Origin of the sequence: Streptomyces sp. NPDC006552 (assembly GCF_040611655.1) — a bacterium.
In the GTDB taxonomy this organism is placed as follows: Bacteria; Actinomycetota; Actinomycetes; order Streptomycetales; family Streptomycetaceae; genus Streptomyces.
Genome location: NZ_JBEXOS010000024.1, coordinates 67,466 through 86,191, shown reverse-complemented (window position 1 = coordinate 86,191; position 18,726 = coordinate 67,466). Strand labels below are relative to the sequence as shown.

The following is an 18,726-nucleotide window of genomic DNA, read 5'->3' as shown; positions in this document are numbered from 1 at the left end:
CGCGGAACCCGGAGGGCCTCAGTGCCGCCTCGGCGTGCCCTGTTTCTTGCGCGCGCCGTCCGGCCACAGGCGGGGCGGGCGCTTGGCGGCCAGGTCCTCGATCCACCCCACGCCGACGAGCGCGGCCGCGATCAGCGGAAACACGAGGACGAACGTCCAGAACTCGTAGGTCGTATCGAGGGCGGAGCTGAGCCCCTCGCCCATGAACGGGAGCGCGTAGACCGCGTCGACCAGCGGGAAGGTCGCCATGATGAGCAGGTTGTGCCAGAGGTAGATCGTCACGGCCCGGTTGTTGGCCAGCGTGACCAGGGGGTCCCAGCGGGCCAGGCGCCCCGGCAGCCGCTGCCAGGACGGCGCGTACTGGAGCAGGACGACGACGAAGCCGAGGGACCAGGCGGCCTGGGCGAGCGGGATCTCGTTCAGGTCCCAGCCCTCGTCGGTCAGGTGCCCCGAGGCCCACCACAGGCCGAAGGCCATGACGAGCGCGGCGAGCGAGACCGCCAGGTAGCGCGGCACCTTGGCGAGCACCCCGTCGTGGTGGGCGAAGCCCAGCACCCAGCAGCTGCCGAAGACGGCGAAGTCGACGACCGTGTCACCGGCCCGGCCCGGGATCTCCACCAGGCCCGTGCCGACGACGGCGGTGAGCGCGAGCGGCGCCAGGAGCGTCGCCCACGGCGCCTTGCGGAACGCCCGCAGGAGCAGCGGCGAGGCGAGGACGAACCAGAGGTACGCGCGCAGGTACCAGAGCGGGCCGATGCCCTGCTCGCCCCAGCTGCTCTCCAGGAACCACGGCGGGTGCGCGACCTCCCAGGGGAAGGACGGCGCCCCCACGGGGATCACGTAGTCGACCAGACCGAGCCACCCCCACAGACCGCCGCTGTCGGGATCCTTGTACGGGTTCCAGCCGCCGGCGAGGAGCAACGGGAGGACGAGTGCGCTGAACGCCCACAGCGGTGGCAGCAGCCGGCGCACGCGCGCGCGGATCACGCCGGGCGCGGGGCGGCCCAGGGAGCGGGCCATCAGGGACCCTGCGAGCGCGAACATCACGCCCATCGACGGGAAGAGCACGCTCAGCCACGCCCACCCGAAGAGGTGGTAGAGGACGACGCGGAAGAGGGCGAGGCAGCGCAGCAGGTCGAGGTAGCGGTCCCGGCCGGGTCCGGCGCAGGGGGCCGCGTGCGGCCGGGCGGCCTCGGGCCGGCCCCCTTGCGCGGGCACTCCGTCGAGCCGCGGGGCGTCCCTCATCGTGGCCTTCGCCGCGTCTTCGTAAGGCTGCGTCACGCGACCGGCCTCCTGTCGTCACGGGTGACCGAGGCGGTGCGCTGGCGCGGCAGGCCGGGCGCGCCGCCCGGGGCCGAGCCCAGCGCGCCCGTGCGGCGCAGCTTCTGCCAGCGCAGCCGGCCGCCGGTGAGGGCGGTGATCCAGGACTGGAGCAGGACCACGTACATCAGTTGCCGGTAGAGGATCTGCTGGAGCGGGAGGGAGACGAGGTGCGTCATGCGTTCCTTGTCGAGCCGGAAGGCGTACGCCGCGCAGACCGCCTGGAGGGCGAGCACGCCGAGCCAGGCCGCCACCGTCTTCCGGGTGGGGCCGAACACCACGCCGTAGAGCAGGAAGACGTCGATCAGGGGTGCCAGGAGCGGGGCGAGGACCATGAACAGGCTGACCAGGGGCAGTCCGACGCGGCCGAAGCGGCCGGAGGGGCCGCGCTCGACCACGGCGCGGCGGTGCTTCCAGATGGCCTGCATGGTCCCGTACGACCAGCGGTAGCGCTGCGACCACAGCTGCTGCACGGACTCGGGGGCCTCGGTCCACGCGCGGGCCTTCTCCGCGTAGACCACGCGCCAGCCGTCGCGGTGCAGCGCCATGGTGACGTCGGTGTCCTCGGCGAGGGTGTCGTCGCTCATCCCGCCGATCCGCTCCAGGGCCGGGCGGCGGAAGGCGCCGACGGCCCCCGGGATCGTCGGCATGCAGCGCAGGATGTCGTACATGCGCCGGTCGAGGTTGAAGCCCATCACGTACTCGATGTGCTGCCAGGCACCGATCAGCGAGTCGCGGTTGCCCACCTTCGCGTTGCCCGCGACGGCGCCCACGCGCGGGTCGCCGAACGGCTGGACCAGCTCGCGCACGGTGGCGGGCTCGAAGACGGTGTCACCGTCCATCATCACGACCAGGTCGTAACGGGCGTTGGCCAGGCCCCGGTTGAGGGCGGCGGGTTTGCCCGCGTTGTGCTGGCGCACCACCCGCACGTCCGGCAGCCGCAGGTTCTCCACAAGGCGGGCGGTGCCGTCGGTGGAGCCGTCGTCGACGACGATCACCTCGACCGGGTGCTCGCTCGCCATCAGGGAACGGACGGTGTTCTCGATGCACTTCGCCTCGTTGTACGCCGGTACGAGCACCGAGACCGGCTCGGTGACGGGCGGGCCCCAGGAGAAGCCGCGGCGCCGCACCCGGCGGGCGTGGAGCGCGGAGAGCAGCAGCATGAGGCCGAAGCGGGCCATGACGAGGACGCCGATGACGGCGAGCCCGGCGACCATGACGCCCGTGATGTGCTCCGAGGCCTGCACGGCGTAGACCCACGCCCGGCCCTTCCACAGCTCCCGTCCGGAGACCGGCGTGTGCGCGCCGGGCATGCCGAGGGCCTCGGTGAGGTTCTCGAACCGGTAGCCGTCCCTCTGGAGTGCGGGCAGGAACCGGTCGAGCGCGGCGACGGTCTGGGCGCGGTTCCCGCCGGAGTCGTGCATCAGGACGATGGCGCCCTTGCCGCCGTGCGGAGTGGCGCGGCGGACGATCTCGTCGACGCCGGGGCGCTTCCAGTCCTCGCTGTCGGTGTCGTTGACGACCGTGATGTAGCCGCGCGAGCCGATGTACTCGGTGACCGGCCAGGACCGGTCGTCCATGGCGTCGGCGAACGAGGAGTACGGCGGCCGGAACAGAGAGGTGCGCACGCCCGCCGCCCCTTCGAGCGCCAGCTGGCTCTGTGACAGCTCCCGGTCGATGCGCCCCGTCGACTGGTAGGAGAGGTCGGGGTGGTTGAAGGTGTGCAGACCGACCTCGTGGCCCTCGGCGACCATGCGCCGCACCAGGTCCGGGTGGCGCGAGGTCATGGTGCCGGTGACGAAGAAGACGGCGTGCGCGTGGTGTTTCTTCAGGACGTCGAGGACCTGGGGGGTCCACTCGGGGTCGGGTCCGTCGTCGAAGGTCAGGACGAGGTGGTGCCGGCCGAGGGAGCGGCTGCTTGGCCGGCCGCCGCGGGTGTCGATGACGGGGCCGCCGTCGAGGATCTTCTCGGGCACGTGGCCGGTGGCCGCCTCGGGCCGGATCCGGTGGTCGGCGAGGATCTCGCTGTGCACGTAGCCGCGCAGCATGAGCATCACCATCACCACCACGAGCAGCAGGGACGGCAGCAGGTAGCGCAGGGGCAGGCGCCGCCGTCGGGTACGCGCCTTGCGGGGCCGGGAGCGGTGGGACATCTACAGGACGCTGCTTTCCAAGGACGCGGCGGTCAGCCTCGGCCGGACGGCGCCGAGGAGGCGCCCGACGACCTGGGCCACCGGCGCGCCCACGGTGGTGCCGGTGGTGCCGGCCACCGGGTCGGCGGACGGGCCCGAGGGCGCGGCCGGCGGCGGGCTGGAGGCGGGGGACGGATCGGCGGGCGGCCCGGCGGGCGGCGTGGTGCCCGCCGCCGGGGTCGTCGGCGCGGCCGGCGGCGTCGGCCCGCCCGCGCCGGACGTGCGGGGCGCGGCGCTGCCGGTGCCCGGGGCGGTCCGCGCGGCGGCGCCGGGGGCGCTGTCGGTGCGGGCGGCGGGGGCGGGTGTCCCGCCGCGGCCGGGGGTCTCCTCGGTGCCGGACGCGGTGGCGGAGGCGCCCGGGTGTACGGCGCGGCCGGGCCGCGTGGCGGGCGGCGCCGGGTCGGCGGGCGCAAGCGGCCTGGTGTCGACCCGGCCCGCGGAGCCGTCGGGCAGGGGCAGCCAGGGCGCGCTGGAGTTCCCCGAGAGCAGGGTGAGCACGACGACGACCGCGTAGACCGCGCAGGCCGCGCCCATCAGCACGCCGACCCGCCGGAAGGTGCGGCCCCTGCGCCCCGAGTCGTCGACGAAGACGGGGACTTCCTTGCCCCCGCCCGCGCTCGCCGCGGCCGGGGCGCCCGCCGCGGTGAGCAGCCCGCCGAGCCGGCGGCCCGCGCCGTCCAGTTGGACCGTCACTTCGTTCGGATCATGGGTCTGCCCGGGCAGGGCATCTTCTCGCCAGTTCTCCACCGGTACGCACATCCCCCCAAGGACACGGTCAAGGGTGCGCGCGATGGCCCGGGAATCGTCGGTCCGGACCGGGCCCCCACCCGGTCAGGCGCCCGAACACACGGCACCGGGCCACGAAATGCGGCGCACGCGAGTCTCACTCGCGTGCGCCAGTCAATCGCGGCTCATCATGACGAGTGCGTCAGCGGCCGGGATCCACCCGTTCGAGGGACGGTTCAACCACCCGTTCTCTTCCGCGAGCGCGGCGGCGGCCTTCTTCAGCGCCGTGATCCCCGGGTGTGTGCGCCCCTTGCGCCAGACCAGGGAGACGGGCGACAGGGGTACCGGGTCGACGAGCGGCCGCAGCACCGAGCCGGGCATGGCCGGGAAGTCGACACCGGTCAGGACCGGATGGCGGTGCTTCGCCATGATCCGCCGGAACTCCTCCTCACCGACCGCGAGCGGCACCGGCGGGGCGAGTCCGATCCCCCGCCCGGCGAACAGGAGCCGCGCCAGATCGGTCCACTCGGGGGTCCGCGGATTGCCGGCGCCCGCGTAGACGGTCTCCCCCGCGAGCCGCTCCAGCGGCACGGCGTCCAGCCCGGCCAGCGGGTGGTCCGCGGGGAGCACGACCGCCATCGGCTCGTAGCGCACGGGCTGCTGGGCGAGCCGCTCCCGCACGGCCGGGTCGAGCCCGGCGAACCGGCCGAAGGAGACGTCGATCCGCCCGGCGAGGAGTTCGGCGGCGGCGTGGGTCAGGCCGCTCTCGTAGCGGGTCATCAGCTCGCACCCCGGCGCGAGGTCGCGGGCCCGCGCGAGGACGCGCTCGTGCACGAGCCCGGGGCTGTTGACGTCGACGAGCAGCGGCTCGCTCTGCGGCGCGGGCCGGCGGAACGCGGCGAGCAGCTCGTCCTGCGCCTCCGTCGCGCGCCGCGCGTAGGGCAGCAGCCGCGCGCCCTCCGCGGTGAGCGTGACCTGCCGGGTGGTACGTCCGAACAGCTCGGCCCCCAGCTCCCGCTCCAGGCGCCGGATGTCCCGGCTGAGTGCCTGCTGAGCGACGTAGAGCCGGGCGGCGGCCCGCGTGAAGTGCAGCTCGTCGGCGACGGCGAGGAAGGCGCGCAGCAGACGCGGGTCGATGCCGTGCGGGCCGGGCGCGGGGGTCACCATCGGGGGAATTTACAACACCGGTGCGTGAAAGGGGACCGAGCAGGTGTTGGACCGCGCGCCCGTCCGGCGACGACGCTCGTCCCATGCCGGACACGACTACGCCCGCGGGGGCCGCCCGCGCCGGGACGAACACGCCCCGGGGAGCCGCGGGCCCCGCAGCCCCCGCCGAGCCGACCTCACCCCCGCTCCCCGGTAACGCCCGCACCGCGCCCCGCGGGACCTCCTACGCCCGCCTGTTCCGCGTCCCCGGGGCCCGTGCCTTCACGCTGGGCAACCTCATCGCCCGCTTCCCGCAAGGGATGTTCAGCATCAGCGCGGTCATCATGATCTCCGGCAGCCGGGGCTCGTACGCGCTCGCGGGCGCCGTCACCGCCACGGGCCTGGTGGCCAACGCGGTCGTCGGCCCCTGGACGGCCCGGCTCGTCGACCGCCACGGACAGGCCCGGGTCGCCGTCCCGGCCACTCTGGTCTCCGCCTGCGGTTCGCTCGCCCTGCTGCTGTGCGTGCGCTTCGGGACACCGGACTGGACCCTGTTCGCCGCCTACCTGGCCTCGGCGGCCACCCCCAACACGGGCGGCATGTCCCGGGCCCGCTGGGCGTACCTCCTGCAGGGGGACGCGCAGGCGCTGCACACCGCGAACTCTTTCGAGCAGGCGGTGGACGAACTGTGCTACATGCTGGGCCCGGTGGTCGCCGCCTTCCTGTGCGGGTCGCTCTTCCCGGAGGCCGGCACGCTGCTCAGCGTCGTGCTCATGGTGACGGGCGTCCTCGTCTTCACCGCGCAGCGCGCCACGCAGCCGCCGCCCCACGCGCGGACGGCGGCGACGCGAACGCCGCTGCGCGCGCGGGGCATGCCGCCGCTGCTGATCGCGTTCCTCGCCATGGGCGCGGTCTTCGGCGCGCTGGAGGTCGTCACGGTCGCCTTCGCGGACGCGCAGGGCCACAAGGTGTGGGCGGGCGCCGTCCTGGCCCTCCAGGCGGCGGGTTCGTGCGCGGCGGGCCTGGTCTACGGGGCGGCGCGACCGTCCGGCCCGGCCGACCGGCGGCACGTGCGGTGCGTCGCGGCGATGACCGTGCTGATGACGCTGCCGCTGCTCGCCGCCGCCGGCACCGGCTCGCTCTACGTGCTCGGCGGCGCCCTGCTGATCGCCGGGATGGCGACGGCCCCCACCATGGTGACGGGCATGACGCTGGTGCAACACCGCACGCCTGACGGGCAGTTGAACGAGGGAATGACGCTCTCGGTGACCGGTCTGCTCGGCGGGATCGCGCTCGGCTCGGCGACCGGCGGCGCCGTGGTGGAGCACTGGGGCCCCACCACGGCGTACGCGGTGCCGGTCGCGGCGGCGGCGACGGCGCTGCTGCTGTCGCTCTACGAATACGTCCGGCGTCCCGGTGCGCGGCGGCGGTGAGCGCTCAGCAGGGGGCGGGCTTGCGCCACGAGCACTCCAGCTCCCCGTCCCGCTGCGCGGCGGGCAGGGATCGGGTGGCCTTCGGGATGACGGGGGTGGCCGGCGCGCCCTTGGACGTCGACTCCGCGAGGGTCACGACGATGGCGTCCTCCAGCGGTTTCACGGAATCGACCAGGTAGTTGTTCTGCACGATGCTGTAGACCAGCTCGCGCCCGCCGGCGTCCGTCACGTATCCGGACAGCGCGCTGGCGCCCGTCAACGACCCTGTCTTGCCGCGGGCGTTGAGCGCGGCCGGGGTGCCGCACATCCGCGACCGCAGCGTCCCGCCGACGAACCGGTCCGGGTCGCAGGCGAGGGGCAGCGACGCGTACCAGTCGGCGTACCAGGGCTCGTGGCGTACGGCGAGCAGCAGGTCGGCGAGTTGACGGGCGGCGAAGTTGTCCTTGCGCGACAGCCCGGACCCGTCGACCTGCCGCACCTTCCCGGCGTCCACCCCGGCGCCCTTCAGGTAGGAGGCGATGGCGGCGATCCCGTCGCCCCAACTCCCGGGCCTGCCGGTGGCCTTGTACCCCATGGCCTTGGTCAGCGCCTCGGCGTGCATGTTGTTGGAGAGCTTCATGAACGGGACGAGCAGCTCTTTCAGCGGCATGGAGGCGTGCGAGGCGAGCGTCCTGGCTCCGTCCGGCGCGGCCCGGCCCAGGCGGGTGGCGCCGCTCACCCGTACGCCGTGCGCGGTGAGGGCGGCGCGGAAGACGGCGGCCGCGTACCCGGTCGGCTCCCACACGGTGACCCACTCCTTGATGGTCTCCCCGCCGGCCGGCACCGTACCGCTGACGGTGATCGTGTTGGTCCCGTGCCGCCGCTCGACGGCCACGGTGTCCTCCGCCCCGGCGGCCCTGGTCCTCGCCCGCACGTCGATGTGGACGTACTGCGTCGGCGGCGTGACGCGGACGACGGGCCGCTCCCCGGCCGTGCGGCCCGGCGCGACCTCGACGATGACCGTCCCGGTGTCGTAGTCGGTGTCGGGGGCCACGCTGAGCGCGGAGATCTGGGCGGCGTAGTACGAGGACTCGTCGTCGGCGCCCCAGGTGTCCCCCTGCCGGCGGTCGTCGAAGCGGGTGTCGTCGGCGACGAGCCGCCCGTCGACCGTGCGGACCCCGGCGGCGGCGACGCGGGCGGCGAGCCGGTCGTAGTCGGCGGCGAGGGCGGTCGGGTCGCCGGTGCCGCGCAGGTACAGGTCGCCGTGGAGCACCCCGCCGCGCGTGCGGCCGTCGGCCAGCACGTCGGTGGTGAACCGGTAGCCGGGGCCGAGGAGCGCCATCGCCGCGGCCGACGTGGCGAGCTTGGTGTTGGAGGCGGGCATCAGCCGCCCGGTCGGATCGTGCTGGTAGAGGGTCTCGCCGTCGGTGGCGTCGGCGACGACGACGCTCGCGGCGCCGCCTTCCGTCCGGGGGTCGCCGAGGATGGTGTCGATGGCCTCGGCGAGCCCGCCGGGGGCGGTGCCGGCCCCGGCGGGGGCGCTCCACGTGAGGGTGGCGGCGGCCACCCCCACGACGGCGGGCCAGACCCATCTCCGCACGCGTCCACGGGAGTTCGGGCCGCGCCCTGCTGGTCCGTCAGGTCTGCTCATGCCACAGGAGGATCCCGGACCGGCGTCGCTCAGCCAAGACCCCACGAGTGGCCGAGGACGTAGGCGGCGCACAGGTTCACGTCGAGGATGTACGCGCCCGCGGTCCCGCACTGCGTGGCGCCGCTGCCCGGGTCGACGGGCTGCCCGTGTCCCATCCCGGTGATGCTGTACGTCTCCACGGCCGGGTTCCCGGAGGCGTCGCGGAAGACCTGGTGCGGGTAGCCCGCGACGGTGTCGCTGACGTCGGCGCTCTGGTCGGCGCCGCGCACGTCGGTCCACTGCTCGACCAGGTCGGCCATGTTGACGGGCTTGACGGTGTAGTCGGCGCTGCCCTGGAAGACGGTCAGCCGCGGCCAGGGCCCGGCGTACCCGGGCCGCGCGGCGCGCACCCGGTCGCCCCACTGCTTCGGGGTCTGGGTGGCGCCGACGTACATGCAGACGTACGGCGAACCGGCGGCCTGCGCGCACCCGTAGGGCAGCCCGGCGACAATCCCGCCGGCGGCGAACTTCTCCGGGTAGGCGGCCATCAGCACGGCCGTCATGCCGCCGCCGGCGCTGAGTCCGGTCACGTAGACGCGGGAGGCGTCCGCGCCGGCGTCGGCGACCTGCTTGTCGACCATCTGCGCGAGGGAGGCGGCCTCGCCCTGCCCCCGCTCGATGTCACCGGCCTGGAACCAGTTCAGGCAGGAGCTGAGGTTGTTGGCCGAGGTCTGCTGCGGCAGTACGAGCGAGAACCCCCACCGGTCGGCGAGCGCGGTCCAGCCGCTGCCGGTGCCGTACCCGGCGGCGTTCTGCGTACATCCGTGCAGGGCGACGACGACGGGCCGCCCACTGGGCAGCCCGGCGGGCACGTACCGGTACATCTTCAGGGCACCGGGGTTGGACCCGAACCCGGTGACTTCCTGGATGCTCGCGGCGGCGGGGGCCGGGACGGCGGCCCGGGCGACGCCGGGAAGCACCAGGGAGAGGAGGACGGCGAGGACGAGTGCGGCGGCTCTGCTGCGGGTGCGTGTCATGGGCAGCGAAACTAGGACGGCGTCCGAAGCCCCGATATGGGCCCGGCCCACACAACGACAGGGGCCCGGCTGTGTACGCCGTCGGACCCCCAGGCGCACGGGACGAGCCGAACGCTAGAACTCCTGGTCCAGCTTCGTTCCCTCGGGCGCCCGGTAGCATCCGGAGACGACGGTCACGAGGATCAACGGGTGGGATTCTTTTCCTGCGGTCGGACTGGAGACCACCAGTTCCGCGTTGACCGAGAAGCGGTCTTTCGTGGAGTCCGCGGTGAGTTCGAGCGTCTTCGCCTTGCTCTTGTTCGGCCCGTACTCGACGATCTTCCAACCGTGATCGGGGAGCCTTTCGTGCAGGCGCCGAAAGCCGTCCTTCAGCACGTCCTCGGACGAGACGTCGTAGACGGACCAGGGATGACGGGTCTTGTACAGGTGCTGCGGGTCGTCCTTGCACGGCGAAACGCCCGGCCCGGGCTCCGTGACCTTTCCTTCCTTGATTCCGATCAGTTCGAGGATCTGACTGGAAACGCCGCTGGTCTTCTCCCGCGCCTTGCTCACCGCCAGTGTCTGTGGGGTGTAATCGAGCTGGTCGTCCACGTCTCCTCCGCATCCTGTCGTGGCAAGTAGGGCACCTACAGAGAGCGCTGCGAATGCCGTGGCGCGCTTGCGACGGGGTTGTCCGGTGAGACTCGGCATCTAGTCATCCTCCTCTACGCGGTTGTAGTCGCCCGTCACGACCCACGCCTGGTTCTTCACGGACTGCGAGTCCGGGGTCCAGTAGTCGCTGTGTCCGCTCGTGTCCACGTCCATCCGGTGTGCCCCGAACGATTCGTCAGAAGGGATCGACGAGATGTAACCGACGTCGTAAGGGATTCCGTGGTATCGCTGGGCGCCCCAGTGGTGCCCCGCCAGGAAGTCTCTGCCCAGGGCCGGAACCGGATCGGAGCCGGCGGCTTCCGACCACACGTGTTCCTTGCCCACGTCGAGATCGTCGGCCGAGCCGACCAGCACGCCGGGGCTCCCCACTGTCACGATGTCATCTGCGGCCAGCTGGTGGTGCATGGTCGCGGCGCCGACCACCGTCGACCCGTAGCTGTGGCCGATGACCGTGGTGTGGCTGTTGTCCGCCCCTCCTTGTGTGGCTTGGAGCCCGTCGAGGAAGGTGTCGAGTTTCGGCGCACCGTCATAGGCGTAGTGCTTCTGCGTCGCATCCGTGACGAGGCCCTGCGGTGCGTCATAGCCGAGCCAGGTGATGGTGGACGTGGTCTCTCCTGGGGACTGTGCTTGCGCCTGCTGCCACAGGTGCGTCGCCCGGTTGATGTTGCCGCCGATGCCTTCGAGGTTCGACGTGGTCCCAGGCACGTAGACGGCGGTGTTGTCCGCAGTGTCCGGGTTGCCGTTGGCGACGATGGCATGGCCGATGCCGCGGGTGTCGAAACCCAGCAGATATGCCTGCGGCAGACCGGACTTGCCCCCTTCCCCCGGCGCTCCGCCGGCATCCAGGCGAGACTGGATGGCATCCATTCCCTTGATCTGCTTCTTCAGCGGGCCCGCCTTCCCGTCCCACACCTGCCACAAGGGATTGATGGTCATGCCGGCCGCGCTCTGCAGGTATTTCGGGGGCTCCGGTCCGAGCTTGGCCAGATCGACTTGAGCCTGGCCCTGGGACTCGGCCAGCACCATCCGGTTGGACGTGTCCCGGGCAATGCTCGGGATGCCGTCGAGCGCGCCGACGTCGGCCGGGTACAGCGTGAGGTACTCATCACGCTGCTCCTGGCTCAGGTGGTCCCACCAACCCTTGTTCTCCGCCGGGCTCTTGCCGTGCGGGATGTCGGCCTTGTTTACGATACTGCCGGCGGTCCGCTGGACGGCCTTCATGTCCCTGCCGGCGTCGGCGAGCATCTCCTTGGTGACCGCCAGCCCGGCCGGCGCTTTCAGCTTGCGCAGGACACCGGCGTGGCGGGCGTCGATCTCGTTCACGTCGTTGACGGCCGAGGAGATGCGTTCGGCGATGTCCTCGGCCCTGCCCTTGTTCTCGTTGCCCTGTCCTTCACCGGCCCCGGGCAACAGGGGGATCGGCGCGCCGGGGGTGGCCTTGCCGTTGCCGGAGGCGAGGGGCACCGGGTTGGGGTAGGTCACGGAGCCGTCGTCGTTGACGGTGAAGCCGTACGTCGCGGCGTCTTCCAGGGCCTGCCTGAGCTTGCGCTGCGGGGCGGCGAGCTCCGTCGCGAGAGCGTTGAGGGTGGTGCGGATCAAGCCGCACTCGCTGTGCAGGTACTGGTAGTTGTCACTGAGCCGGTTCAGCTGCCCCACCGCCGCGTCAGGGGTCTCCCCCTTTTGCGTGCTGCGTACGGGGATGGACATCTCCTGGTCGACTCTGACCCGGGCGGCGTCAGCACGGTTGCTGACGCGGCCCCAGCCGTCGGCGGCATCCTCGTACTCGCTGATCTTCAGGTCACGCAGTTGCTGCCAGGTGGGCATCTGGGTCACCTGGCCCAGCCGGGCTTGTCGGGGGTGTGGACGCCGCCGAGCTTGTCCTTGACGCCGTGCTCGACCTCGCCGAACTTCTTGCCCGTCCTGCCCAGCGTGCCGTGCAGGCGGTCGCATTCGTCGCGGACCGTCGTCAGGCGGGCTTCCCAGGTGGGCTGGATCTCCTTGAGGGCGGTCGTGCAGTCGAAACCTTCGGTGCCGCCGCCGATCCCGGCGTCCGACTCCCTCAATTCGGTGAGCCCGCTGTGCGTGGAGGTTCGCAGTTCCCTGGCCACCCGGGCGGCTGCGGTCCACGGAGTGTCGGTGATCAATAGGTCGGGGCCGCCGCTGCCCGTGGTCGGAGTGGCATAGCCCCCGTCGGCCGACACGCTGTTGAGCTGCGTGTGAGCGGTGTGCCGGGTGGCGGCGTCATTCTTTGAACGTTCCCACTCATCCCACCCCATGGACTTTCCCTCCCCGTTTCCCGAGTCCGCCCCAGGACCATCGCGTACATACCGTGCGCTGAACCTGATGAGCCGCACCGTCATGACGGTGAGAGAAACGGTAGGAGACCGGTGTGCCGTGTGACGTCCGTGTGGCTACTCAGATCGGCCCTGAGTATCCGTACCCAGCACCGCGGGACGGGCGGAGAACACGCCGACGCGTGCCGACTCTGGCTCAAAGCAGGGCCCTGCCCGTCGCGCGGGCTCCGGTCGTACGGGCTGGTCGATCGGGTCTACGCCGGACACGCATGCGGCCGGCTTGGAGGCGGAAACTGGCCGAATGACTCAGGTCATCGTCGCGCGTGGTCCCGGCCCGCCACCGAACCGCAGCAGGCAGCAAGACAGAAAAGAGAAAACAACAGGCCCCTGACCTGTCGACCGAGTCGAAGATCAGGGGCCACATGGGGTGGTGGAGATGGCGGGAATCGAACCCGCGTCCAACGGTGCAGCAGCAGGGCTTCTCCGTGTGCAGTTCGCTGCGATTTTCTCAGCCCCGGAGATCACGCGAACAAGTCTCCGACGGGCTCAGTCACTGTTTGATTTCCCATCGGACCCCGTGACCGGGCCCGATGGTTTAGTTCCCTAGATTATGCCAGGATCCGGGTCGGGAACACTCCCGGGCTGACACCCTTTTAGGGTCCTTCAGTCGCTGTTATTAGGCAGCGAGGGCGAAGGACTGGGAATCGCTCTTGGAATTGGCGATTATTGGTTGCGACATATGGTTTACGAGATCATTGCCGCTTCCTCGACACGCTTCACCTGCTTCGACATCCGCTGTCGAAACCGATCATCCCCATGTTGTTTTTTCAAGATGGACCTTGCGGCCCGGCGCTCCCGCGTGGGGAGCAGTACCCATCGTACGTGACCAACGTGGGTCGGTGCCAGCGTATTCCCCGGCAGCGGGGCGGCGCCCGTCCCGGCAGGTCAGCGCTCCTGCGCCCGCTGGCGCCGCTTCGCCGCCGCGATGGCGCGGTCCGAGTCCCGCCGGTCCTGCTTCTCGCGCAGCGTCTGGCGCTTGTCGTACTCCTTCTTGCCCTTGGCCAGCGCGATCTCGGCCTTGGCGCGGCCGTCCTTGAAGTAGATCGCGAGGGCCACGATGGTGTGCCCGGACTCCTGCGCCTTCGACTCCAGCTTGTCGATCTCGTCCCGGTGCAGCAGCAGCTTGCGCTTGCGGCGCACGGCGTGGTTGGTCCACGTGCCCTGGCTGTACTCCGGGATGTGGGCGTTGTGCAGCCACGCCTCCGCCCCGTCGATCTGGACGAAGGCGTCGGCCAGGGAGGTTCGTCCCTGGCGCAGCGACTTGACCTCCGTGCCGGTCAGGACGATGCCGGCCTCGTAGATGTCGATGAGCGTGTAGTCGTGCCGCGCCTTCTTGTTCTGCGCGACGATCTTGCGCTTGCCGTCCTTCTTGGACGCGTCCCCCTTGCCCTGCTTGGGCTGGGACTCCTTCGGTACGTACATTCCCTTGGCCATAGTGCTGGCCATTTTCGCACTACGAGGGGGTGCCGAGGCCACTCAATACCGTCGCGGCCCGCTGCCGGGCGTCGTCCTTGGCCTCCAGGTCGGGCGTGATGCCGCGGCCGTCGACGCTCCGCCCCGAGGGGGTGCGGTAGTGCCCGACGGTCAGCTCCGCCACCGAGCCGTCGGGCAGCCGGCTCGGCATCTGGACCGAGCCCTTGCCGAAGGTCCTGGTGCCCACGACGACGGCCCGGCCGCGGTCCTGGAGGGCGCCGGTGAGCAGCTCGGCCGCGCTCATCGTGCCGCCGTCGACGAGCACGACCACCGGCCTGGCGGTCTCGCCGCCGCGCTCGGCGTGCAGGGCGCGCTGCGCACCGCGTACGTCGTACGTGGCCACGAGCCCGCCGTCCAGGAACGCCGAGGCCGCGCCGACCGCCTCGGTGACCAGGCCGCCGGAGTTGGCCCGCAGGTCGAAGACGATGCCCGCGCGCGCGGGCGCCTCGCGCACCGCCCTGCGCACCTGGGCGCCGGAGCCCTTGGTGAAGGCGCTGACCTTGACCAGCAGGGCGCCGGTGGCCAGCCGCGTCGTGGTCACGGAGTCGGTCGGCAGCTCGGCGCGGCGCAGCGTCTCGCTCCACGCGCGCGTGCCGCGTTCAAGACCGACGCGGACGGAGGTGCCCGGGTGCTCGCCGCGCAGCTGGCCGAGGACCTCGGTGACGGGGCGGCCGGTGACCTCACGGCCGTCGACGGCCGCGATGCGGTCGCCCTCGCGGATGCCGGCGAGCTGGGCGGGCGAGTGGGAGCGGACCCGGGTCACCTGGACGTCGCCGTCGGCCGCGCGCCGCGCCCACAGGCCGACGCCGGTGTACTCGCCGTCCAGGGCCTGCTCGAACTCCTCGTACTCGCCGCGCGAGTAGACCGCGCCCCAGCGGTCCCCGCTGCGGCTGACGGCCTCTTCGGCCGCGAGCGTGGGGGACTTGCCGTCCTGCACGGCGCGGGCGGCGGCTTCGGCCGGGTCATCGGCGGAGCGCTGGTGCGCGGCGGCCGAACCGACCGGCCCGGCCGGGGAGTCGGGGCCGGCCTCGGGCCAGGAGCCGGTCGCGGTGCCGGCGGCGAGCACGCTCGCGAAGAGCACGGTCAGACCGGCCCCGCGGCCGAGGCGGCGCAGCGAGACGAGCGCGGAGAGGGGATCCGGGCCTGACATGTCGGTGAGTCTAGGACAACGCGGGGCGCCGTACGGGTGGTTGACCCGCTCGGCGCCCCGCGACACTGGGGACTCTTGTCACACCTTCAGGTACTTGCGCAACGCGACGAAAGCAGCCAGAGCGGGCATCAGGACACTGACCGCGAGGATGAGCGGCAACTTCGTGAGGACCGCGTCCCAGCCGATGAAGTTGATGAGTTGGAGCTTGTCGGAGAGCGCGACTCCGTTGTCGATGACGAAGTACTGGCCCGCGGCGAGGAAGACGCAGGCGATGCCGCCGCCGATCAGCCCGGCGACCGCGGCCTCCATGATGAACGGCGCCTGGATGTAGAACCCGGACGCGCCCACGAGCCGCATGATCCCGGTCTCCCGGCGCCGGCTGAACGCGGAGACGCGCACGGTGTTCACGATCAGCAGCAGCGCGACCACGAGCATCACCAGCATCACGGCCCCGGCCGCGTAGTTGAGGTAGCCGAGCAGCCGGAAGAGGTTGTCGAGCACGCCCCTCTGGTCCTGCACGGACTGCACACCGGACCGCCCGTTGAACGCGGTGGCGATGACCTCGTACTTCTCCGGGTCCTTCAGCTTGATCCGGTACGACTCCTGCAACTGGTCCGGCGTGAGGGAGCTGGCCAGCGGGGAGTCGCCGAACTGCTCCTTGTAGTGCTTGTACGCCTGGTCCTGGGATTCGTACGCCACCTTCTGGACGACGTCCATCTTGGCGAGGTCGTCCTGGATCTGCTTCTTCTGTTCCGCGGTGACCGGGCCCTTGGCGCAGTTCGGGTCGGACTCCGCATCTCCCTTGTTGCACAGGAAGATGGAGACGTTGACCTTGTCGTACCAGAAACCCTTCATCTGGTTGACCTGGTCGCTCATGAGCAGCGAGCCGCCGAACAGGGCGAGCGAGAGGGCCACCGAGATGATGACGGCGAAGGTCATCGTGAGATTGCGGCGGAGACCGACACCGATCTCCGACAGAACGAATTGGGCACGCATGACGCTGACTGAGCCTTTCGCAGCTTCTCTCTCGGTACTTCTCGGTCCGGACTTCTCGGTCCGGGATTTCTCAGTGCTGGTAGCCGTAGACGCCGCGCGCCTGGTCGCGCACGAGACGGCCCTTCTCCAGCTCGATGACGCGCTTGCGCATCTGGTCCACGATGTTCTGGTCGTGGGTCGCCATCACCACGGTGGTGCCCGTGCGGTTGATGCGGTCGAGCAGCTTCATGATGCCGACCGAGGTCTGCGGGTCGAGGTTGCCGGTGGGCTCGTCCGCGATCAGCAGCTTGGGCCGGTTGACGAAGGCGCGGGCGATGGCCACGCGCTGCTGCTCACCGCCGGACAGCTCGCCCGGCATCCGCCCTTCCTTGCCGCCGAGGCCGACGAGGTCGAGGACCTGCGGCACGGCCTTGCGGATCTCGCCGCGGCCCTTGCCGATGACCTCCTGCGCGAACGCGACGTTCTCGCCGACGGTCTTGTTGGGCAGCAGCCGGAAATCCTGGAAGACCGTGCCGAGCTGGCGGCGGATCTGCGGGACCTTCCAGTTGGAGACGCGGGCGAGGTCCTTGCCCAGTACGTGGACCTGGCCGTGGCTGCACCGCTCCTCGCGCAGGATCAGCCGCAGGAACGTCGACTTGCCGGAGCCGGACGAGCCGACGAGGAAGACGAACTCACCGCGCTCGACCTCCAGGGAGACATCCCTGAGGGCGGGCCGGGTCTGCTTGGGATAGACCTTGGAGACGTTGTCGAATCGGATCACGGATGCGCCTCGGGCGTCGGGGGCGTCGGGGTGGGGGGCTCGGGCGAGGCACCCCCTCGGTGAGCGTGACCATACGCGAACCGGCACAGGGAGCGCAGGCGCCGTTCCCGGTTGTACGTTTTGTCCCGGTGCGGGGCCTCAGAGGTGCCGTTTTTGTCCCTCCCGTGGCTGGTCAGCGACGGTCCGGTGGACGGGCCGCGCCGAAAATACGGGAAGCTGGCACAGTGGAGGGGGAACGGTCGCGTTTCCCGGAGCGTTGAGCGGAGTGAACCAGTGGGAATCTGGCAGACGTTTCCGTCGGCTCCGCCGCGGCGCGGGAGGAGGACAAGCGCATGACCTATGACCGGTTGGTGTGCGCGAACTGCGCGGCGCCCGTGAGCGAGGGCCGGTGCCCGGTGTGCCGGGCCAACCGCGAGCGGCTCCAGCAGCAGAGCCCGTTCGCCGGGCTGAACCCGATGGCGCTGATCGCGCTGGTGGCCGTGCTGGTGGCGGCGGTGGCGCTCCTCGCCCACCATCCCGTCTGACCTGCGGCGCGTCGTCGGCAGACGGTAGCGAGAGACAGCCGAGAGGGCCCGGAGCCGAGCGGCTCCGGGCCCTTTCCGTGTGCGCGGTGCGACTGATCCGCGCCGGGGTGTTACGCGGCGGCGCCGCGGTTGGTGGCGAGGCGCGGCAGGAACCGGAAGCCCACGCCGCCCGCGATCATCGTCGCGGCGCCGATCAGCAGGATCGTGGTGCCGTCGGCACCGGTCTCGGCCAGCTCGCCGCCCTGGTTCTGGGCGCCGGCCTGCTCCGCCGGGGTGGAGCCGGTGTCCTGGAGGCTGTCCTTGCCCTGGCCCTGCTCGACGGGGTTGTTGTTGCCGTCGGGGTTGGTGTTGTCGCCACCCGTGGCAGAACCGCCGGTGGACGAGCCGCCACCGTTCTGGCTGCCGCCGTTGCCGGAGCCGCCGTTGCCGTTGCCGCCGTTCTGGGAGCCGCCGTTGCCGGAGCCGCCGTTCTGGTTGCCGCCGTTACCGTTGCCGCCGTTCTCGGAGCCACCGTTCTGGTTGCCGCCGTTCTGGTTGCCACCGTTCTCGGAGCCACCGTCGGTGCCGGCGACCGCACCGCCGTCGCCACCACCATCGCCACCGGCGATCGCACCGCCGTCGCCACCACCGTCACCACCGGCGATCGCACCGCCGTCGCCACCACCGTCACCACCGGCGATCGCACCGCCGTCGCCACCACCATCGCCACCGGCGATCGCACCGCCGTCGCCGCCACCATCAGCACCGGCGATCGCACCGCCGTCGCCACCGGCGATCGCACCGCCGTCGCCACCGCCGTCGACGCCGGCGATCGCACCGCCGTCAGCACCACCGTCAGTACCGCCGTCGTCGCCGCCCCCGAGCAGGCCGACACCGACACCGTTCTCGTTCGCGCTCACGTTCGCCAGGCCCGGAACGTCGATCTCCAGGGCGGAAGCGGCACCCGCGGCGGTCAGCGACGCGCCGGCGGCGATCACCGCACCGGCGGCTATCCGCGCTACGCGGATCCGCGTCTTCTTGGTCATCTGTCTGCTACCCCCAGTAGCCAATCGTGAATGGAGCAGCGCCCGGGACGGCGTTCAAAGAGGGGCAGCAGGCGTCACGTTCGACCCGGCCCCCGTTCACACGCGTCCCACGGATACGCATGCCGCGCGCCAGCCTTCCCAGTTTTCGGAACAACGTCAAGGTCGTTGCGCCTGCGATGCCCCGAAATAAGGTGACTCGACCGTCGTACGGACATGTGACTGTGACGTAAAAGGCCAATAGTCCTTCACACTTGGCCCAGTTGAACCCGGACCCGGACAACGCAAAGGCAACTGCCGCTTGCTGCGCGGCAGTTGCCTTGTCGATAAAGC

The 18,726-nt window shown here is 71.3% G+C and carries 16 protein-coding genes and 1 other RNA gene; 2 read left to right on the top strand and 15 right to left on the bottom strand.

Annotated elements, in window-relative coordinates; translation table 11 throughout:
- Nucleotides 1-18: 18 nt before the first annotated feature.
- The 4 genes from ABZY33_RS16525 to ABZY33_RS16510 all read right to left on the bottom strand — a co-directional run bounded on the left by ABZY33_RS16525 (nt 19) and on the right by ABZY33_RS16510 (nt 5,405).
- The gene (locus ABZY33_RS16525; RefSeq protein WP_356492268.1) at nt 19-1,281 is read right to left on the bottom strand and encodes an acyltransferase; all 1,263 of its coding nucleotides are present in this window, start codon (nt 1,279-1,281) and stop codon (nt 19-21) included.
- A complete protein-coding gene (locus tag ABZY33_RS16520) occupies nt 1,278-3,473 on the bottom strand; it encodes a glycosyltransferase (RefSeq protein WP_356492267.1) in 2,196 nt (731 codons plus the stop codon). The genes ABZY33_RS16525 and ABZY33_RS16520 overlap by 4 nt, the downstream gene beginning before the upstream one ends.
- Nucleotides 3,474-4,205, bottom strand: a complete 732-nt coding sequence (locus ABZY33_RS16515) for a hypothetical protein (protein WP_356492266.1) — start codon at nt 4,203-4,205, stop codon at nt 3,474-3,476.
- Nucleotides 4,206-4,412: 207 nt separating this feature from the next.
- Nucleotides 4,413-5,405, bottom strand: coding sequence for a LysR family transcriptional regulator (locus ABZY33_RS16510; RefSeq protein WP_356492265.1), 993 nt, complete (start codon nt 5,403-5,405; stop codon nt 4,413-4,415).
- Between the two features lie 83 nt (nt 5,406-5,488).
- Between ABZY33_RS16510 and ABZY33_RS16505 the strand changes: the two genes are divergently transcribed.
- On the top strand, nt 5,489-6,817 hold the full coding sequence (locus tag ABZY33_RS16505; protein ID WP_356492264.1) for an MFS transporter: 1,329 nt from the start codon (nt 5,489-5,491) through the stop codon (nt 6,815-6,817).
- A 4-nt stretch (nt 6,818-6,821) separates the two neighbouring features.
- Here ABZY33_RS16505 and dacB read toward each other — a convergent pair whose 3' ends face one another.
- The 10 genes from dacB to ftsE form a co-directional block, all read right to left on the bottom strand.
- Nucleotides 6,822-8,447: a D-alanyl-D-alanine carboxypeptidase/D-alanyl-D-alanine-endopeptidase gene (gene dacB, locus ABZY33_RS16500; protein ID WP_356492263.1), complete on the bottom strand. Its 1,626-nt coding sequence runs from the start codon at nt 8,445-8,447 to the stop codon at nt 6,822-6,824.
- Nucleotides 8,448-8,476: 29 nt separating this feature from the next.
- Nucleotides 8,477-9,463, bottom strand: coding sequence for a PHB depolymerase family esterase (locus ABZY33_RS16495; RefSeq protein ID WP_356492262.1), 987 nt, complete (start codon nt 9,461-9,463; stop codon nt 8,477-8,479).
- A 114-nt stretch (nt 9,464-9,577) separates the two neighbouring features.
- Nucleotides 9,578-10,054 (bottom strand): hypothetical protein, encoded by a 477-nt coding sequence (locus ABZY33_RS16490; RefSeq protein WP_356492261.1) that lies wholly within the window; start codon nt 10,052-10,054, stop codon nt 9,578-9,580.
- Between the two features lie 99 nt (nt 10,055-10,153).
- Nucleotides 10,154-11,938 carry an alpha/beta hydrolase gene (locus tag ABZY33_RS16485; protein ID WP_356492260.1) on the bottom strand — a complete coding sequence of 595 codons (1,785 nt, stop codon included), beginning with the start codon at nt 11,936-11,938 and terminating at the stop codon, nt 10,154-10,156.
- A gap of 5 nt (nt 11,939-11,943) precedes the next feature.
- The gene (locus ABZY33_RS16480) at nt 11,944-12,315 is read right to left on the bottom strand and encodes a hypothetical protein (RefSeq protein WP_356492259.1); all 372 of its coding nucleotides are present in this window, start codon (nt 12,313-12,315) and stop codon (nt 11,944-11,946) included.
- 521 nt (nt 12,316-12,836) lie between these two features.
- Nucleotides 12,837-13,224, bottom strand: a transfer-messenger RNA (tmRNA) gene (gene ssrA / locus ABZY33_RS16475).
- Between the two features lie 129 nt (nt 13,225-13,353).
- Nucleotides 13,354-13,890, bottom strand: coding sequence for an SsrA-binding protein SmpB (gene smpB, locus ABZY33_RS16470; RefSeq protein WP_356492281.1), 537 nt, complete (start codon nt 13,888-13,890; stop codon nt 13,354-13,356).
- 31 nt (nt 13,891-13,921) lie between these two features.
- Complete coding sequence (locus ABZY33_RS16465) at nt 13,922-15,091, bottom strand: S41 family peptidase (RefSeq protein ID WP_356492258.1); 1,170 nt, start codon at nt 15,089-15,091, stop codon at nt 13,922-13,924.
- A gap of 78 nt (nt 15,092-15,169) precedes the next feature.
- Nucleotides 15,170-16,087, bottom strand: a complete 918-nt coding sequence (gene ftsX, locus ABZY33_RS16460) for a permease-like cell division protein FtsX (RefSeq protein ID WP_356492257.1) — start codon at nt 16,085-16,087, stop codon at nt 15,170-15,172.
- Nucleotides 16,088-16,157: 70 nt separating this feature from the next.
- Nucleotides 16,158-16,847 carry a cell division ATP-binding protein FtsE gene (gene ftsE / locus ABZY33_RS16455; protein ID WP_356492256.1) on the bottom strand — a complete coding sequence of 230 codons (690 nt, stop codon included), beginning with the start codon at nt 16,845-16,847 and terminating at the stop codon, nt 16,158-16,160.
- 332 nt (nt 16,848-17,179) lie between these two features.
- Here ftsE and ABZY33_RS16450 point away from each other — a divergent pair, with 332 nt between their 5' ends.
- Entirely contained in the window at nt 17,180-17,371 is a 192-nt protein-coding gene (locus ABZY33_RS16450) for a hypothetical protein (protein ID WP_356492255.1), read from the top strand.
- Between the two features lie 110 nt (nt 17,372-17,481).
- On the opposite strand, the gene ABZY33_RS16445 is transcribed toward ABZY33_RS16450, so the two are convergent.
- The gene (locus ABZY33_RS16445) at nt 17,482-18,396 is read right to left on the bottom strand and encodes a hypothetical protein (protein WP_356492254.1); all 915 of its coding nucleotides are present in this window, start codon (nt 18,394-18,396) and stop codon (nt 17,482-17,484) included.
- Nucleotides 18,397-18,726: the final 330 nt, after the last annotated feature.

Excerpts from the sequence above, each read along its gene's own strand:
- ABZY33_RS16520 (WP_356492267.1), bottom strand. The coding sequence starts at position 3,473 with ATGTCCCACCGCTCCCGGCCCCGCAAGGCGCGTACCCGACGGCGGCGC.
- ABZY33_RS16510 (WP_356492265.1), bottom strand. The coding sequence starts at position 5,405 with ATGGTGACCCCCGCGCCCGGCCCGCACGGCATCGACCCGCGTCTGCTG.
- ABZY33_RS16505 (WP_356492264.1), top strand. The coding sequence starts at position 5,489 with ATGCCGGACACGACTACGCCCGCGGGGGCCGCCCGCGCCGGGACGAAC.
- dacB (WP_356492263.1), bottom strand. The coding sequence starts at position 8,447 with ATGAGCAGACCTGACGGACCAGCAGGGCGCGGCCCGAACTCCCGTGGA.
- ABZY33_RS16495 (WP_356492262.1), bottom strand. The coding sequence starts at position 9,463 with ATGACACGCACCCGCAGCAGAGCCGCCGCACTCGTCCTCGCCGTCCTC.
- ABZY33_RS16485 (WP_356492260.1), bottom strand. The coding sequence starts at position 11,938 with ATGCCCACCTGGCAGCAACTGCGTGACCTGAAGATCAGCGAGTACGAG.
- smpB (WP_356492281.1), bottom strand. The coding sequence starts at position 13,890 with ATGTACGTACCGAAGGAGTCCCAGCCCAAGCAGGGCAAGGGGGACGCG.
- ABZY33_RS16465 (WP_356492258.1), bottom strand. The coding sequence starts at position 15,091 with ATGTCAGGCCCGGATCCCCTCTCCGCGCTCGTCTCGCTGCGCCGCCTC.
- ftsX (WP_356492257.1), bottom strand. The coding sequence starts at position 16,087 with ATGCGTGCCCAATTCGTTCTGTCGGAGATCGGTGTCGGTCTCCGCCGC.
- ABZY33_RS16450 (WP_356492255.1), top strand. The coding sequence starts at position 17,180 with ATGACCTATGACCGGTTGGTGTGCGCGAACTGCGCGGCGCCCGTGAGC.
- ABZY33_RS16445 (WP_356492254.1), bottom strand. The coding sequence starts at position 18,396 with ATGACCAAGAAGACGCGGATCCGCGTAGCGCGGATAGCCGCCGGTGCG.